General features: G+C 64.8%; 14 protein-coding genes and 1 pseudogene. 11 read left to right on the top strand and 4 right to left on the bottom strand.

What is annotated here, in order from left to right; translation table 11 throughout:
• From MRY84_RS11545 to MRY84_RS11530, 4 genes and pseudogenes are all read left to right on the top strand, one after another.
• Nucleotides 1–394: pseudogene (locus MRY84_RS11545) on the top strand (UDP-2,3-diacylglucosamine diphosphatase); the annotation flags it as partial.
• The gene (locus MRY84_RS11540) at nucleotides 391–1479 is read left to right on the top strand and encodes a glycosyltransferase family 1 protein (protein ID WP_291505872.1); all 1089 of its coding nucleotides are present in this window, start codon (nucleotides 391–393) and stop codon (nucleotides 1477–1479) included. The pseudogene MRY84_RS11545 and the gene MRY84_RS11540, both read left to right, overlap by 4 nt.
• A gap of 182 nt (nucleotides 1480–1661) precedes the next feature.
• Entirely contained in the window at nucleotides 1662–3722 is a 2061-nt protein-coding gene (gene ppk1 / locus MRY84_RS11535) for a polyphosphate kinase 1 (protein WP_291505873.1), read from the top strand.
• Complete coding sequence (locus tag MRY84_RS11530; RefSeq protein ID WP_291505871.1) at nucleotides 3719–4183, top strand: histidine phosphatase family protein; 465 nt, start codon at nucleotides 3719–3721, stop codon at nucleotides 4181–4183. Before ppk1 ends, MRY84_RS11530 begins: the two co-directional genes overlap by 4 nt.
• A gap of 93 nt (nucleotides 4184–4276) precedes the next feature.
• On the opposite strand, the gene MRY84_RS11525 is transcribed toward MRY84_RS11530, so the two are convergent.
• Both MRY84_RS11525 and MRY84_RS11520 read right to left on the bottom strand, forming a co-directional pair.
• Nucleotides 4277–4651 (bottom strand): hypothetical protein, encoded by a 375-nt coding sequence (locus MRY84_RS11525; RefSeq protein ID WP_363317532.1) that lies wholly within the window; start codon nucleotides 4649–4651, stop codon nucleotides 4277–4279.
• A gap of 189 nt (nucleotides 4652–4840) precedes the next feature.
• Nucleotides 4841–6319, bottom strand: coding sequence for a Ppx/GppA phosphatase family protein (locus tag MRY84_RS11520; RefSeq protein ID WP_291505869.1), 1479 nt, complete (start codon nucleotides 6317–6319; stop codon nucleotides 4841–4843).
• A gap of 264 nt (nucleotides 6320–6583) precedes the next feature.
• Between MRY84_RS11520 and pstS the strand changes: the two genes are divergently transcribed.
• The 7 genes from pstS to phoR all read left to right on the top strand — a co-directional run bounded on the left by pstS (nucleotide 6584) and on the right by phoR (nucleotide 13430).
• Complete coding sequence (gene pstS, locus MRY84_RS11515) at nucleotides 6584–7606, top strand: phosphate ABC transporter substrate-binding protein PstS (RefSeq protein ID WP_291505868.1); 1023 nt, start codon at nucleotides 6584–6586, stop codon at nucleotides 7604–7606.
• Between the two features lie 119 nt (nucleotides 7607–7725).
• On the top strand, nucleotides 7726–8715 hold the full coding sequence (gene pstC / locus MRY84_RS11510) for a phosphate ABC transporter permease subunit PstC (RefSeq protein WP_291505867.1): 990 nt from the start codon (nucleotides 7726–7728) through the stop codon (nucleotides 8713–8715).
• 36 nt (nucleotides 8716–8751) lie between these two features.
• Complete coding sequence (gene pstA / locus MRY84_RS11505; protein ID WP_291505866.1) at nucleotides 8752–9606, top strand: phosphate ABC transporter permease PstA; 855 nt, start codon at nucleotides 8752–8754, stop codon at nucleotides 9604–9606.
• Between the two features lie 55 nt (nucleotides 9607–9661).
• Nucleotides 9662–10444 (top strand): phosphate ABC transporter ATP-binding protein PstB, encoded by a 783-nt coding sequence (pstB, locus tag MRY84_RS11500; protein WP_291505865.1) that lies wholly within the window; start codon nucleotides 9662–9664, stop codon nucleotides 10442–10444.
• A gap of 91 nt (nucleotides 10445–10535) precedes the next feature.
• Nucleotides 10536–11237 (top strand): phosphate signaling complex protein PhoU, encoded by a 702-nt coding sequence (gene phoU, locus MRY84_RS11495; RefSeq protein WP_063459541.1) that lies wholly within the window; start codon nucleotides 10536–10538, stop codon nucleotides 11235–11237.
• Nucleotides 11238–11257: 20 nt separating this feature from the next.
• Nucleotides 11258–11965, top strand: a complete 708-nt coding sequence (gene phoB, locus MRY84_RS11490; RefSeq protein ID WP_142146933.1) for a phosphate regulon transcriptional regulator PhoB — start codon at nucleotides 11258–11260, stop codon at nucleotides 11963–11965.
• A gap of 121 nt (nucleotides 11966–12086) precedes the next feature.
• On the top strand, nucleotides 12087–13430 hold the full coding sequence (gene phoR, locus MRY84_RS11485; RefSeq protein WP_291505864.1) for a phosphate regulon sensor histidine kinase PhoR: 1344 nt from the start codon (nucleotides 12087–12089) through the stop codon (nucleotides 13428–13430).
• On the opposite strand, the gene MRY84_RS11480 is transcribed toward phoR, so the two are convergent.
• Together MRY84_RS11480 and MRY84_RS11475 are read right to left on the bottom strand one after the other, a co-directional pair.
• Nucleotides 13384–14751, bottom strand: a complete 1368-nt coding sequence (locus MRY84_RS11480) for an MATE family efflux transporter (protein ID WP_291505863.1) — start codon at nucleotides 14749–14751, stop codon at nucleotides 13384–13386. The genes phoR and MRY84_RS11480 overlap by 47 nt on opposite strands.
• On the bottom strand, nucleotides 14751–16421 hold a 1671-nt coding region (locus MRY84_RS11475), incomplete at its 5' end, for a hypothetical protein (protein WP_291505862.1). The genes MRY84_RS11480 and MRY84_RS11475, both read right to left, overlap by 1 nt.

Here is a 16421-nt window from a genome sequence, read left to right as displayed (position 1 = left end):
GCTGGCGTACCTGGGTGACAACCTGTACGAGCTCACCCTGAAGCTCAATCGGCACCTCAACACCTTGCGAGCGCGCCTGGGTTTGCCCTATTGGTCGCTGTCTGCCTACCTGAAAGGCAAGGTGAAGAAGGCGCTGAACTACGTTATGGATTTTGAAGTTGCGGTAGCCGCGGAAGCACGGCGCAGGGGGCACGACGGGGTGGTGTGCGGCCACATCCACCGAGCTGAAATGCGGGAAATTGACGGCACGTTGTACTGCAACGATGGGGATTGGGTGGAAAGCCACACCGCGTTGGTAGAACACCTGGACGGCCATCTGGAGTTGATCCAGTGGCCAGCCCGTCCTGCCGGTCGTGTTGCTCAGGCTGAGGCTGCAGTTGCGGTTGCGCCATGAAGATCGCATTGCTGACAGATGCCTGGTTGCCCCAGGTCAACGGAGTGGTCACAACCTTGGTGGAGCTGGTGCGCGAGCTGGAAAGCGCGGGCCATGAAGTCCAGGTGGTGCATCCGGGGCAATTCGCGACCCGTCCATGTCCTGGATACCCTGGCATTGACTTGGCCGTGCGCCCAGGCAAGGCGCTCGCCGCCATGCTCGATGCCCAGGCACCCGACGCCATTCATCTGGCCACTGAGGGACCGCTGGGCTGGGCCGGACGCCGCTACTGCCTGCGCAAGGGCCTTGCCTTCACCACGGCCTTCCATACCCGTTTCCCCGAGATCCTGCTGGCGGCGCTACGGGTGCCGTTGTGGATGGGGTATGCGCTGTTCCGGCATTTCCACCGGCCTTCATCGGGGGTCATGGTGCCCACCCAAGGCGTGTTGAAGATGTTGGAGCAACGGGGCTTCCACCACCTCCGGTTGTGGACCCATGGCGTGGATACCCATGCTTTTCCGTTCCATGGGGCGGTGGCTTCAAGCCCCCTTACGGGTGCGCTGGTCCATCCTGTGTCCTTGTTCGTGGGGCGGATCTCGTATGAGAAGAACATCGAGGCCTTTCTTGAACTCGACATACCGGGAACGAAGGTGGTTTGCGGGGTTGGGCCGCTGGAGGCGCGACTCAAGGCGAAATACCCGCAGGTTCGCTGGCTGGGCATTCTGAGCCGCGAAGCGCTGGCGCAGGTGTATGCGGCTGCGGACGTCTTCGTGTTCCCGAGTCGGTCCGAGACCTTCGGTCTGGTCATGCTGGAGGCCATGGCATGCGGGACGCCTGTGGCCGCTTTCCCGGTCGACGGACCGATGGAAGTGCTCGGTGGCCAAGCAGGCTGCCCGCCGCGAGGCGGCGTGCTGCATGACGATCTGCGCGTGGCCAGCCAGGAGGCCCTCTCGGTTCCCCGCACAGAGGCTCGTGCACGGGCGCTGGATTTCACCTGGGTGCATGCCGCGACGCTGTTTGAGCAGTACCTGGTGCCGGTGCGGAGACAAAAGACAGCGGATCCGCCTGTCACAAAACATGTCACACCTTTGTCATCTGGGCGTTAAATACTGAAGCCAATTCGCTTTTGAAGCTTCTTTTTCGCACCATGTTCCCCTTGCCTGCCGATGACAATGACGCCGAACTGCGCTGTGACAGCGGCGAAGCTGCCGCGCGGGTGGCCGCTCCGCCGGCTGCTGATGCCGACAAGGGGGGAGTTCAGGTGAAGGGCCCGGCAGGGGTGCCCCACATGTTCCTGGACCGGGATCACAGCATCCTGGCTTTCAACGAGCGGGTGTTCGATTGGGCTGTGCGCACGGATGTCCCGCTGCTGGAGCGGCTGCGCTATCTGTGCATTGTTTCGTCCAATCTGGACGAGTTTTTTGAAGTGCGCGCTGCGCCTCACATCACGGCTGCCCAGAAGGGCGAGACAAAGGGCCTGTACTCCACGGCGTCCTTTGAGGCCATGGCAACCAAGGTCCATGACTTGGTGGAGCGGCAGTACGCGCTGTACAACGAGTCGCTGGTGCCGGCCTTCGCGGCGCATGGCATTCGCATCGTGGGTCACGGCGAACGCTCGTCTGCTCAGAAGCGGTGGGTCCACGACTACTTCACCGAAGAGGTCAGGCCTTTGTTGATTCCGGTGGGGCTGGATCCGGCGCACCCGTTTCCCCAGGTCGCCAACAAGTCGCTCAACTTCATCGTGCGCCTCAAGGGCCAGGATGCGTTTGGCCGGGACAACGAGATCGCCATCGTCAAGGTGCCTCGCGCGCTGCCGAGGCTGATACGCATGCCTGCACGGGTAGCGCCTGGCGAAGCCCTTTTTGTGAGCCTTTCGAGCATCGTGCGGGCGCATCTCGTGGACCTGTTTCCCGGTCGTGAAGTCACGGAGTTCTCGCAGTTCCGCGTGACGCGTCACTCCGACCTGGCGCTGGATGAGGAGGATGTTCGCAACCTGCGCACTGCGCTTCGCCAGGGATTGCAGCATCGCCACTATGGCCAAGCCGTGCGGCTGGAGGTGTCTGCCGGATGTTCGCAGTTTTTGTCGGATTTCCTGCTGGCCCAGTTCGCCTTGCCCGCGGCCGCCCTGTACCGGGTCAATGGGCCTGTGAATCTGGTGCGCCTGACGCAGTTGATCGACCTGGTGGATGCGCCTGACCTGTTGTTCCCTCCGTGGAGTTCTGCCTGGCCGCGCCAGCTGCAATCCGGCGTGCCCATCATGGAACAGCTGCGCAAGCGCGACGTGCTGATCCATCAACCTTTCGAGAGTTTCGACGGACTGCTCGCCTTCCTGCGCGAGGCGGTCAACGACCCCGATGTCCTCGTCATCAAGCAGACGATCTACCGCACGGGAGCAGATTCCGAACTCATGGATCTGCTCACCGAAGCGGTGCGCCGAGGCAAGGAAGTCATGGCGGTGGTGGAGCTGAAAGCCCGCTTTGATGAAGAGGCCAACATCAACTGGGCCGAGGCGCTGGAGTCGATTGGTGCGCAGGTGGTCTACGGGGTGGTAGGGCTCAAGACGCACGCCAAGATGCTGCTTGTGACGCGAAGGGAAGGGCACAAGCTCAGGCGCTACGGCCATCTATCAACCGGGAACTACAACGTCCGCACCGCGAGGCTGTACACCGACCTGAGCTATCTCACGGCCGATGAGGAAACCACGGCGGACATGGACGGGGTGTTCAACCATCTCGCCAGCCAGAACCGGCCGCCCAAACTGCGCAAGCTCATGCTCGCCCCTTTTCACTTGCATCGCCGCATGCTGGAAAAGATCGAGCAAGTCGGGCTGGCCGCCAGCCGCGGCGAGGACGCACGTATTGTTGCGAAGATGAACGCCCTGACGGACGAGGCGCTCATGCGCGCGCTGATCCTGGCGGGGCAGCGCGGCGCGCGCATTGATCTCATCGTGCGAGGCGCCTGCATGCTGGCCGCTCAGGTTCCCGGGCTGACCGACAACATCCGCGTGCGCTCGGTCATCGGGAGGTTCCTGGAGCACACGCGGGTCTTTTACTTCCGCAGCGGTGGCGAGGAAGACCTGTATCTCTCCAGTGCCGACTGGATGAATCGCAACATGATGCGGCGGGTGGAACTGGCCTGGCCTGTCACGGACCTGCGCTTGCGGCAGCAAATTGTGGACGAATGTCTTGTGGCCTACCTGCACGACGATCGGGATGCGTGGACGCTGAATGCGGATGGGTCCTACAGCCGCGCTCCACGGCCCCAAGACGGGACGGGCGCGCAAGACGCCCTCATGGGGCGCTATGGGCCGGCGCCCACCGTGGTTCCTCCGGACCCAAGGAAGGCATGATGGACCTGATCCTGTGGCGGCATGCGGAAGCAGAAGATCCGAGCGACGGCGTGGATGACCTCGCCAGAGGTCTGACGCAGCGCGGTGAGAAGCAGGCTGCCCGCATGGCCGCCTGGCTCGACCGCCAGCTCCCGGAAGGGTTGCGGGTGCTGGCCAGCCCGGCGCGGCGCACCGAGCAAACGGCGAGCGCGCTGGGGCGAAAGTTCAAGATGCGTGCGGAGTTGCTGCCCGGCGGAACGCCGCAGGATTTGCTGGAACTGGCGCAATGGCCGCGCGCCAAGGGCACGGTGCTTGTCGTCGGCCATCAGCCCATGCTCGGCCAGACCATCGCCCAACTGATGGGGCTGGAGGCCCCCGAGTGCGTGGTGCGCAAAGGGGCTGTGTGGTGGTTGCGGCAGCGGCAGCGGCTCGATCAAAGCCAGACGGTGCTGATAGCGGTTCAGTCGCCGGAGTTGCTCTGACCGTGGCTGCTCATTCGAGCCTGCGGCGCCCCGAAGCATTCACACATCTCGATTGCGCTCCAACGCGCCCCTGCGGAGAGCCTGAACACGCTCTTAGCGCGAGGCGGCTTTCTTGGGAGTCGGGGCCGGCGCGGGCGCTGCCTGCGCTTGCTCTGCCTTTGGGCGGCCGGTCTTGATGGACGGCACCGCCTGCACAGCCTTGCGCAAGGCCGCGTCCGACATGCCGGTCAGTACCTTGAGTCCGGCGCGCAGTAGCTCGCTTTTCTTCACCGGCTGGGCCAGTGCGGCGCAGCGCTGCTTCAAGGTTTCGATGGCAGCGTACTCGTCCTTGGGGATGGTGAAGCTGTCGCGCACGAGCTTGGGTTTCTTGGCTTTGCCGTCCTTGTTCCCTGTCGGCGTGGAAGAAGAGCTGGCTGCGCGAGAGGCCGGTGCTGTCGCGCCGGACGGAGATTTTTTTGAGGAGGTCACAGATTTCACTGCATCCTTCTTCGCTGGCTTGGTTGCCGACTTGCGGGCCGCCTTGGTGGTCGGGGAAGCTGGGCTGGCGGCGACTGCGGTCGCTGCAGTTGGAGAAGATGCTGGTGCGGAGGTTGTGGAGACGGTCATGGCAGATGATGAGAAACGATATAAACAGTTTATACCGTTTATCCGCGCGCATCAAGGCAGCTCGACAGTGAGCTCCCAGGGCGTCTTTTGCCAGGCTTGAACCTCCTCCCGCAGAAGGTGCGCTGACTGAGGGAAGAGCGCGGCCCATCCGGGACGGGTGCGCAGGCGAAACCGCGGCCCCTCCACTTGCAGAGAAACGCCAGCGGTATCGGGCGTCCGGCGTGCGTGGCAAAGGGCTACCGCCAGGCGCATGCTCAGCAGCTGCAGCGCAAAGAGGGGGTCTTGCAAGTCTGCGTCGATTTTCCGCACCTTGCCACGCTGTCCCAGCACCAGCAGGCCCAGGCGGTGCAGCTCCGGGACAGCGAAGCCCGCAGCATCGGTGTTGTCGAGGATGTAGGCGCCATGGCGGTGATAGTCGCTGTGCGAGATGCGGCAGCCGATCTCATGCAGGCGAGCCGCCCACTCGAGCTTGCGGCAGGCGCGCTCGCTCCCCGGGGGGGCCGCCTGGGTGAACAGGGCGCATGCCGTGCGCGCGACGCGTTCCGCGTGTTCCATGTCGACACCAAAACGGTGCATCAGACCGTTCACCGTGGTGGTCCGCAGGTCGGTTTCGGGCTGCTCGCGGTCCAGCAGATCGTAGAGCGCACCCTGGCGCAGCGCGCCCTGCGCCACGTGCATCTGCTCGATGTCCAGCAGGTCGAAGACGGCGCGCAACACGCTGATTCCCCCGCCGATGACGGCTCGTCGTTCTTCCTTGAGCCCTTCCATCCGAATCCGATCGGCAGACTGCGCCCGCATCAGCTTCTCGTGCAGCCAGTGGAGTCCATCGCGCGTGATGAGCCCTTCAGGACCTCCCGCCGCAGCGAGGACGTCGCCCACCGCGCCAGCCGTGCCCGACGATCCGTAGGCAACGTCCCAGGTGCCGGGCCGAAACGTCTCGAGCGCTTCATCCAGCACTGCCTTGGCGGCGATCTCTGCCGCCAGGAACGCCTGGGCCGTGAATTCGCCAGCCGCAAAGTAGCGCTGCGACCAGGCAACGCTGCCCACCCGGTAGGAAGCTACGGCGTGCGGGGTAAATTGCTGGCCCAGGATAAGCTCTGTGGAGCGCCCTCCAATGTCGACCACCAGTCGGCGCTCATCCGACTGTGGCAGCAGCCGGGCCACGCCCTGGTAGATCAGCCGGGCTTCTTCGGGGCCCGACACGACATCGATCGGATAGCCCAGCACTTCGCTGCCGCGAGAGAGAAATTCTTCGCGATTGCGCGCCTCGCGCAGCGTCTGCGTTGCCACCGCCCGAACTTGGGCACGGGGAAACCCCGAAAGCCGCTCGCCAAACCTTGCCAGGCACGCCCAGCCACGCTCCATGGCCTCGCGCGTCAGGTTGCGGTTTTCGTCCAGCCCATTGCCTTGGCGCACCGTTTCCTTGAGGTATTCGACCCGCTGGATATGTCCGAACTCATAGCGCCCGATTTCAAGGCGAAAACTGTTGGAGCCGAGATCGACTGCGGCGAGGCGTGTGCCGTTTTGCATGTGTGGATGGTGGGAGCTTCGGCCGGCATCGTACCGCGAGCGGTGGTACGCCGTTTCAGGGGCCGCCGCCTGCGCTGGCTGGATGCTCAATCGGGGCTTTGCCGAGTGTCCGCTCGGTGTGTGACAAATCCATGACGCCGTCGGCGGGGCTAATCGCTGCATGGCAATGCCGTGCGACGGGAGATTTTGTGTCACTGAATTGTCATGTTGGCGTTCTAGAGTTCAGGCTGTCCCTGTTAACCCTAAGCCAGAAGGTACTGAACAATGAAACGCACATTTCTCAAAACTGTCGCCGTCGCACTTGCCACTATGGCAGTGGGCAGCGCTTTTGCAGCCGATATCACGGGGGCAGGGGCGACGTTCCCGTTCCCCATGTACGCCAAGTGGGCCGAAGCCTACAAGAAGGAAACAGGCACCGGCCTGAACTACCAGTCCATCGGCTCTTCCGGTGGCCTTCGCCAGATTCGCGCCAAGACCGTGGCTTTTGGGGCTTCCGATGCGCCGGTTTCGGGGGCAGACCTGGAAAAGGACGGGATGGTGCAATTCCCCGCCATCATTGGCGGCACCGTGCCGGTGGTCAACCTCGATGGTTTCAAGCCGGGTGAGCTGCGCGTGACCGGCCCTGTGCTGGCGGAAATCTACCTGGGCAAGATCACCAAGTGGAACGATGCCAAGCTGGCGGCCCTGAACCCTGGCAAGACGCTGCCAGACCAGAGCATCACCGTCGTGCACCGCGCGGACGGCTCGGGCACCACGTTCAACTGGACCGACTACCTGTCTGCCGTCAGCAAGGAGTGGGCAGACTCCGTGGGCAAGGGCGCTGCCGTGAAGTGGCCTGCCGCGTCGTCGGTGGGCGGCAAGGGCAACGAAGGGGTGGCCGCCAATGTGACGCGGGTGAAAGGCGCCGTCGGCTATGTCGAGTACGCCTACGTGAAGAAGAACAACATGAACTTCCTGCAGCTGCAAAACGCTGACGGCAAGTACGTGAGCCCTGACGACAAGACCTTCGCCGCAGCTGCTGCCAGCGCCGACTGGTTCAGCGTTCCTGGCATGGGCATTTCGATGGTCAACGCCAAGGGGGCTGAGAGCTGGCCCATCAGCACCGCGTCCTTCATCCTGATGTACAAGGACCCCGCCGACAAGGCCCAATCGGCCGAAGTGCTGAAGTTCTTTGACTGGGCGTTCAAGAACGGCAAGGCCATGGCCACGGAGCTGGACTATGTGCCCCTGCCTGACAGCCTGACCGCCGAGATCCGCTCCAAGGTCTGGTCGCAGATCAAGAAGTAATCCACCAAGAAGCGGTCTGCCCCAAAATAGCCCCATTGGCCAGCCGGTCTGGCTGATGGGTGCTGGTTCTTGGGGTCTCCAGAAGCCAGATGGGAGTCAACATGAGCGTGGGAACCACCATGAGTTCGCAACCCGTGTCCGCCAAGAGATCGGACGCCCCCACCGAGTCCATGGTGTCGATTGCCAAGCGGCAGCGGCTGCAGGACATCTTCTTCCACCGCCTGACGCAGAGTCTGTCGCTGCTGGTGCTGGCGGCTTTGCTGGGCATCATCGTCTCGCTTTTTGTCTACGCTTGGCCCACGTTCCACAAGTTCGGTGTGCAGTTCATCTGGCGCGTGGAGTGGGACATCATCAATGAAGAATTCGGTGCCGCGATTGCCATCGTCGGCACGCTGGCGAGCGCGGGCATTGCGCTTGTCATCGCCGTGCCGCTTGCGTTCGGCATCGCCCTGTTCCTGACCGAGACCTGCCCCGTGTGGCTGCGCCGCCCGCTGGGCACGGCGGTGGAGCTGCTGGCCGCGGTGCCGTCCATCATTTACGGCATGTTCGGCCTCTTTGTGTTTGCGCCGCTGTTCGCCGACTACTTCCAGATGCCGGTGCAGAAGCTGCTGGGCTCCCTGCCGCTGGTGGGTTTCCTGTTCGGCGGCAGCACCAACGGCTTTGGCATCCTGGCCGCGGGCATCGTGTTGGCCTTCATGGTGCTGCCGTTCGTGGCTGCCGTGATGCGCGATGTGTTCGAGATCGTGCCGCCCATCCTGCGCGAGTCGGCCTATGGCCTGGGCTGCACGACGTGGGAAGTGGTGCGCCGCGTGGTGCTGCCCTACACGCAAAAGGGTGTGATTGGCGGGATCATGCTGGGCCTGGGCCGCGCCCTGGGTGAGACGATGGCCGTGACGTTTGTGATCGGCAATGCCAACCGCATGCCCACTTCGCTGTTCTCGCCTGGAACCTCCATCGCGTCCACGCTGGCCAACGAGTTCGGCGAGGCGGCCGACTTCCACCTCTCCACGCTGTTCGCCCTCGGTTTCCTGCTGTTTGTGATCACCTTCGTGGTGCTGTCGGCCGCCAAGATCATGCTGCTGCGCGCCGAGAAGGCCAAGGGCCTTTGATCTCGACCATGAACCCACTCAATTGAGACAAGCTCCATGGAATTCAACCAACAACTCTACAAGAAGCGCCAGCGCTCCAACGCCATCGGCCTGACGCTGTCCCTGGGTGCGATGGTGCTGGGCCTGTTCGTGCTGCTCTGGATCCTGAGCGTGCTGCTGTCCAACGGCTTTGCCGCGCTGGACTGGAACATGTTCACCCAGTCCACGCCAGCGCCCGGCTCGGAAGGCGGCGGCCTGGCCAACGCCATCGTGGGCAGCTTGATGATGGTGGGCTTCACCGTGCTGGTGTCCACCCCCATCGGCGTGCTGGCCGGCGTGTACCTGGCGGAGTACAGCGGCCAGAGCAAGACGGCCGAATTGACCCGCTTCGTGACCGACATCATGCTGTCGGCGCCTTCCATCGTGCTGGGGCTGTTCGTTTATGCCATCGCCGTGGCCACGGTGGGCAATTTCTCCGGCTGGGCTGGCAGCCTCGCGCTGTCACTAATCGCCGTACCGGTGGTCGTGCGCACCACCGAGAACATGCTGCGCCTGGTGCCCGGCAGCCTGCGGGAAGCGGCTTTTGCCCTGGGTGCGCCGCGCTGGAAGGTCTCCACCATGGTCACCCTGCGCGCGGCCCGCAGCGGCGTGATGACCGGCCTGCTGCTGGCCGTGGCTCGCATCAGTGGCGAGACGGCTCCGCTGCTGTTCACCGCGCTCAACAACCAGTTCTTCAGCACCAACATGAACGCGCCCATGGCCAACCTGCCCGTGGTGATCTTCCAGTTCGCGCTGAGCCCGTACGAAAACTGGGTGCGCCTGGCCTGGGGCGGCGCGCTGCTCATCACGCTCTCGGTGCTGGTCCTCAACGTCGTGGCGCGGGTTTTCCTGCGCGAAAAGAGCCGGGCCTGACCTGGCCCCATTACGCAGACACAACCCAAGACAGCTCCATTTTCAGGATTTGACAATGAACGCCTCCGCCACCGCCACCCCCAGCAAGAACGCGCTGGAACTGCGCAACCTGAGCTTTTTCTACGGCAAGTTCCAGGGGCTGCGCAACGTCAGCCTCAACATCGCAGAGCACAAGGTCACCGCCTTCATCGGCCCCTCGGGCTGTGGCAAGTCGACCCTGCTGCGCACTTTGAACCGCATGTACAGCCTGTATCCCGGCCAACGCGCCGAGGGCACCATCAGTTTCTACGGGCAGGACATCCTCGACCCCAAGCAGGACATCAACCTGCTGCGCGCCCGCATCGGCATGGTGTTCCAGAAGCCCACGCCGTTCCCGATGTCGATCTACGACAACATTGCCTTCGGCGTGAAGCTCTATGAAAGCCTGAGCAAGAGCGAGATGGATGACCGCGTGGAATGGGCCCTGTCCAAGGCCGCGCTGTGGACCGAAGTGAAGGACAAGCTGCACCAGAGCGGCCTGTCGCTGTCCGGCGGCCAGCAGCAGCGCCTGTGCATCGCGCGCAGCGTGGCGGTGAAGCCCTCGGTGCTGCTGCTCGACGAGCCCACCTCGGCGCTGGACCCGCTGTCCACCGCCAAGATCGAAGAGCTCATCGACGAGCTCAAGCACGACTACACGATTGCCATCGTGACCCACAACATGCAGCAGGCAGCCCGCTGCAGCGACTACACGGCCTACATGTACCTGGGAGAGATGATCGAGTTCGGCGCGACCGAACAGATCTTCTTCAAGCCCGAGCGCAAGGAAACCGAGGATTACATCACCGGGCGTTTCGGCTGAGGGGTGATTGCTATTCTATTTATAGCTGCTTGCGCTTGATGGATAAGCGCTCGGGCTCAATTTGATTCATAACCGTGAGGTTGTACGCCAAATGCCAGACAAACACCTTTCCTCGCAGTTCGACAGCGAACTCAACAGCGTCTCCGCCCGCGTGATGGAAATGGGCGGCCTGGTGGAGTCTCAGATTCGCCAGGCGGTCTACGCTCTGTCCCAGTTCAGCCTGGAAGCCGTGGAGACAGTCGCGTCGATGGAGACCCGCATCAATGCGATGGAGGTCGAGATCGACCAGGAGCTTTCCTCCATCATCGCCCGCCGCCAGCCCACCGCGCGCGATCTGCGCCTGTTGCTGGCCTTCTCCAAGGCCACGGCCAATCTGGAGCGCATGGGCGACGAGGCCAACAAGATGGCCCGCATGGTGCGCTCCATCATCGAGGGCGGTGCGCCGCGTTCGCTGCCTTCGAGCGATCTGCGCACAGCGGCCGAACTGGCGTCGGGCCAGCTGCGCAAGACGCTGGATGCGTTTGCCCGGCTCGACGTCAAGGCGGCCGTGGCCATCCTCAAGGAAGACGACCTCATCGACAAGGAGTTCGATGGCTTCGTGCGCAAGCTCATCACCTACATGATGGAAGACCCCCGCACCATTTCGCCCAGCCTGGACCTGCTCTTCCTGGCCAAGGCGATCGAGCGCATCGGAGACCATTCCAAGAACGTGGCCGAGCTGATCATCTATCTGGTCAAGGGCAAGGATGTGCGCCACACTGCCCTCGACGAGATCGAGTCGGCCGTGCTGTAAGAAAGGGCTTTGGCACAGTTATGAGAAAGCTCCCACGCGTCCTCATCGTGGAGGATGAACCCGCGATTGCCGAGCTGATTGCCGTCAATCTGCGCCACAACGGATTCCAGCCCTTCTGGGCCGAAGACGGCGACTCCGCGCAGCGCGAGCTGGATGCCGTGCTGCCGGACGTCATCCTGCTCGACTGGATGCTGCCGGGCCAGAGCGGCCTGTCGCTCGCACGCAAGTGGCGCGCGGACAGCCGCACCAAGCCCATTCCCATCCTCATGCTCACGGCCCGCGGCGATGAGCCGGACAAGGTCGCCGGACTCGATGCCGGTGCCGATGACTACATCACCAAGCCGTTTTCCACGCAGGAGCTGCTCGCGCGCATCCGCGCCGTGCTGCGCCGCCGGGCGCCCGAGCAGGTGAGCGACAGCGTGACCATCGGCGAGCTGGTGCTTGACGCGGGCACCTACCGTGTCACCTTCCAGGGCCAGCCGCTCAAGGTGGGCCCGACGGAGTTCAAGCTGCTGCACTTCCTCATGAAGCATGCCGAGCGCGTGCACAGCCGTTCGCAGCTGCTCGACAAGGTGTGGGGTGACCACGTCTTCATCGAGGAGCGCACGGTGGATGTGCATGTCAAGCGCCTGCGCGAAGCCTTGGGGGCTGCATCCGTCATGGTGGAAACCGTGCGTGGCGCAGGCTACCGGCTCACGGCCCAGCCGCAGGTGCAATTGCAGGCCTGAGCCCGGTTCTCGGTAGGAGCGCTTCTTCGCAGCCCGTGGAAGGTTCGGGCTCGCGAGAGATGGTTTTTTTGAGCGGGGCGCCTGGGCGCCCCTGTTTTTTCGAGAAGGTGTGGCAGACCGCATGCTGTGGCGAATTTCGTATTTCCTGCTCTGGCAGATAGCCGGCGCAGGCCTGGGCTGGTGGCAGGGGCAGGCCTGGGGCGCGGTGGTGGGCGCCGTGCTGGCGGGCTGGTTGTGGTTCGTGTGGGATCTGCTGCGCGCGGCGCGTGTCTTGCGCTGGTTGCGAACGGGCGAACTGGCCGAGGCCCCAGTCATGCGCGGCGTATGGGGCGAGGCCACTGACCGCGCACGACGCCTGCTGCGCAGGCAGGAAGCCCAGATCCGGGAGAGTCAGGACCGTCTGCAGGAAATCCTGGCCGCGCTGCAGGCTACGCCCAATGGCGTGGTGCTGCTCGATGCACAGAGCCGCATCGAGTGGTGCAACCAGATGGCGGCCAACCATTTTGGCTTTGACGCGCAGCGCGATGTGATGCAGTCCATCGGCAATCTGGTGCGTGACCCGGACTTCACAGCCTATCTCGCCGCGCAGGATTTCGGTCACGACGTGGTGCTGGAGGGGCGTGCAAGCACCCCCTCGCGGCCGGTGCGCATCTCGGTGCACCTGCACCCGTACGGCGACGGGCGTACCCTGCTGCTTTCGCGCGATGTGACTGCGCTGGAGCAGGCTGAGGCCATGCGGCGCGATTTTGTGGCCAACGTATCGCATGAAATCCGTACGCCACTCACGGTGCTGACGGGATTCGTGGAAACCTTGCAGACCCTGCCGCTCAGCGCCGAAGAGCGCGGACGCTACCTGGGCATGATGGCGCAGCAGGCGCTGCGCATGCAAAGCGTGGTGCAAGACCTGCTGACGCTGTCGCGGCTGGAAGGCAGTCCGCCCCCCGGCCTGGCCGAGTGGACGCCGGTGCAGGCCCTGCTGCAGCGGTGCGAGGATGAGGGCCGTGCGCTGTCGGCGCTGCTCACCCACGACCTTCCGCGCAAGCACACCATGACGTTCCCGTCCGCAGAGTCCTTGCGTGCTGCGGGTGACATTGCGGGGGTTCCAACCGAACTGCAGAGTGCGCTGTCCAACCTCATCAGCAATGCTGTGCGCTACACCCCGGCGGGTGGAGCCATCACGGTGGAGTGGCGGCGCCTGGATGACGGCGGCGCGGTCTTCTCGGTGCAGGACACAGGCCCAGGGATTGCGCCCGAGCACATCCCGCGTCTGACGGAGCGTTTCTACCGGGTGGACCGCAGCCGTTCGCGCGAGACGGGCGGCACGGGCCTGGGGCTGGCCATCGTCAAGCACGTGCTGCAGCGGCACGGCGCCACGCTGGACATCGTGAGCACCTTGGGCAAGGGCTCGGTGTTTTCTGTCACTTTTCCGGCAAGCCGGCTGCGTGGCTTCTCGCTGCCGGGTTGACCGCCATCCGCAGCATGGCGAGGAAGAGCCCGGCGGTCACCCACAGCGCCGCAGCACTGGCTGCCCAAAAGGGTACGGGCGACGCTGCGTTCGCCCAAGGGCCGAGGCCCCGGTAGGCCAGCAGGTAGCCCCCGCCCAGGCCTGCGCCCCAGAGCAGTACGCTGTACACCACCAGCGGTGCCACCGTCACGCGGTAGCAGCGCAGTACGAACACACTCAGCGTCTGCACTGCATCGGCGGCATGGTAGGCCGCCACCCAGACCATGATCCCGCTCGTCACAGCGACGACGGCGGTGTTGGCGGTGTACACCGCCCCAATCTCGTCTTTTGCTATCAATAAAATAGCTGCCAGCGCGCTACTGAGCAGCGCTGAAAGCCTGAAACCTATGAAAGCCACCTGGCGCGCCCGTGCGGGGTCGCCTGCGCCCAGCCAGAAGCTGACGCGGGCGCTGGTGGCGATGGCCAGCGACAGCGGCACCATGTACAGCACGGCCGCCACATTGGCGGCAATCTGGTGGGCCGCCGAAGCGGTGGTGCCCTGGCGGGCGATGAACAGGGCCATCAGCGTGAACGAGGTCACTTCCACCATCACGGCCAGGCCGGCCGGTATGCCCAGCCGGGCGAAACCGCCGAGGGTGGGCCAATGGGGCCGCTCCAGGGTGCGCCAGATCTTCAGCGGCGCATAGAGGTCCTGCGTGCGCAGCAGCCATACCGCCACCGCCAGCATGCTGCAGTTGACCACCAGGGTGGCCCAAGCACACCCGACCACCCCCTGGCCCGGCAAACCCGCGCCGCCGAAGGTGAACCAGATCGACAGCGGCAGCTTGATGAACAGCGAGCCCACCTGCAGCCAAGTGACCAGCCGGGGGTGGCCCAGGGCCTGGTTCAGGGTGCTGTAGATGCGGAAAAGCAGGGCCGGCGGCAGCGCCAGGGCCAGCACGGCGAGGTAGTTCTCGACGTCGCCGCGCAGGGCAGGGGGCACTTCGGTCCAGCGCAGCATCGGCCCGGGAGACAGCAGAAGGGCCATTCCCGCCACCGAGGCGGCGCCGCAGAGGTAGAGGGATTGGCGCAGCGACCGGCCCAGCGCGTCGGTCTCGCGGGCGCCACGCAGCTCTGCCCAGGCTGGCAGCAGGGCCTGGAACACGCCGATCAGCGCCACGTACACGCTGATGAAGATGGCGCTGCCCACCGAGAGCGCCGCGAGCGAAGCTTCTCCGTGCCGCCCGGCAACGATGGTGTCTGTCACGCCAAACGCCATCACGGCCAGTTGCCCCGCCAGCACCGTGGCGGCGTGGCGTGCGATGGTGCTCAGCTCCGGCATCACCTGCGCCGCAATACCAGAAGGTGATCGTTTTTGTCGGTGGGCCGCGCAATGGTGGCCTGCAGATCCCACAGCGCCGCGTTGACCATCCGCTCCGACGGAGGCCAGGAGGCGATGTCAGCCACTAGCCAGTCGCAGGCATCCTGCAGGCCCGCGCGCTGCAGCGAGAGACCGCCGTGGTACTGCAATGCCGCCACCTGGGCGCGGTTCAGGCCCACCGTCTGGATGCAGCCCGGTGCGTCTCCCAGCACGGCCAGCACACGCTGAACCTGGGGCTTGTAGCTGCGCGCGTAGTCCAGCAAGGGCAGCCACAGCGTCATGAGCAGCAGCCAGCCCAAAGCGGCTCCGCTGGCTGGAAGGACCAGGCTCTTCCAGATGGGAGCGCGATCACGCGAGGCGCGCCACCACACCAGGCTGCACCACCCCGCCGTGGCCGCCAGGGCGACCACCAGTGCCAGGGCGGAAAACTGTGGCACGAACCCCGGCGCGAGCTTGGCCACGTTGGCCGCCGGTTTGGCAGGAACGCCGGTTTGCATCGCAATCCAGATGACCCAGATGGCCAGGGCAGATACGGTGAAGAACAGCAGCGTGAACCAATCGATGAGCGCACCCACGCTGCGGCGCAATGTGGGCAGTGCGAACGCCGCCAGGGCCGCCATGGCCGGCAGGCCCAGCAGCAAGGCACGGTCCGCAGGCCGGGTCGTCAGCGTGGCGGCGATCGAAATCACCAGAAACCACAGTGGAAGCAGCAGGTGCCGGTGCCCCTGGCGGCTGGCGATCTGCTTGCGCCAACGCCACAGCGTCCAGAGTGCGAGAGGCCAGGCCGGCCATCCAAACCACAGCAGCAGCCGCGCCAGGCTTTGCCATTCTTTTCCGGCCCCCGCGCCCACGATGCGCCAGCGCCAGAGATCCAGGCTCCACGCAATCAGTGCCGCGGCCACGGTGACCGCCGCCAGGGCCAGCGCCCAGCGCAGGCGGCGATCAGTGGAGCTGCCGGGCGCAAACACCACCACGGCCATGCTGCCCAGCCCCAGCAAGGCGGCCAGCGCTGGAGCGCCTGCCAGCGTGAGCCCGGACATGCCTGCGACCAGCGCCACGGTGGGTGCCACGGCACGGTGGGGCATGGCGGCCACCGCAAAAAAGATCAGAGTGGTGCAACTGAGCTGTACCAGGTAGCTGGTGACTTCATGCGACAGCTGCGCCAGGCCCAGACAGGCGATCAGCGCCAGCAAGCCCCCATCGGCAATGGCCCGCGCGTAGTCGGGGGGGGCTGCTTCGCCCCCGAAGGCGAACGCCACGGGCTGGGCGCCGGGGCTGCGCGCGAGGTAGTAGACGGCGTACCAGGTGGTCGTCAGCGTGATGACCAGCAGGAAAGCGAAGGGAAGGCGCACGGCCATTTCGGCGGAAAGCCAGCTGGGGGCGTACTGAATGGCCCAGGCGCCCAGCCAGTAAGGGAGCAGGCCCTCGGTTTCGGGGGGCATGCCGCCGAGCAGGGGGCTGAGCCAGGCCGTGCGGCCGCTCGCCAGCTCCAGCATGTAGCCAAAAGCCGTCACGTCGGCGCTCTTCCAGGGATCCCGGCCAATGAAGCCCGGCACCACATAGGCAATGCACAAGAGCATCAGTGCCCACCGGGGCAGGGGGCTGACAGCGCTTTGGGTGACGATGGCGGG

The organism is Acidovorax sp., assembly GCF_022763525.1.
In the GTDB taxonomy this organism is placed as follows: Bacteria; Pseudomonadota; Gammaproteobacteria; order Burkholderiales; family Burkholderiaceae_C; genus Acidovorax.
The sequence above is the reverse complement of the archived record's forward strand: the minus strand, read 5'-3'. Positions and strand labels throughout refer to the sequence as shown.